The organism is Staphylococcus sp. HMSC068C09, assembly GCF_001813735.1.
In the GTDB taxonomy this organism is placed as follows: Bacteria; Bacillota; Bacilli; order Staphylococcales; family Staphylococcaceae; genus Staphylococcus; species Staphylococcus hominis.
The window spans coordinates 1-392 of record NZ_KV813734.1 but is presented as its reverse complement, the minus strand read 5'-3'; the positions used below and the strand labels follow the sequence as shown (position 1 = coordinate 392).

Here is a 392-nt window from a genome sequence, read left to right as displayed (position 1 = left end):
AGATGTCGCTTTTATATTTTTTAGTTTTATCTTTTATAAACATACCGTAGGTTATAAGTGGTATTCGATTAAAATCATCTATAATTGCCATATAATTGGGTTCGCTACCATAACCTGCATCAGCTACAATATATTCAGGTAAATGACCGTAGGTCTCTTGAATTAAATTTAAAAATGGTATCATCGTTCTTGTATCAGTCGGATTTTGATACACATTATAAGATAAAACGAATTGAGAATTTGTCGCTATTTGTAAATTATAACCTGGCTTGAGTTGTCCATTTTTCATATGATCTTCTTTCATTCTCATAAATGTGGCATCATGATCTGTTTTAGAATAACTATTTCTATCCTTTAAAATAGATTTTTGGACGTCGTATTTATGCTTTCGC

General features: G+C 30.1%; 1 protein-coding gene. It reads right to left on the bottom strand.

Features of this window, described 5'->3' with window-relative positions:
- Positions 1-392 (bottom strand): transposase (locus tag HMPREF2930_RS01375; RefSeq protein WP_141751507.1); only part of this gene is annotated, 392 nt, incomplete at both ends.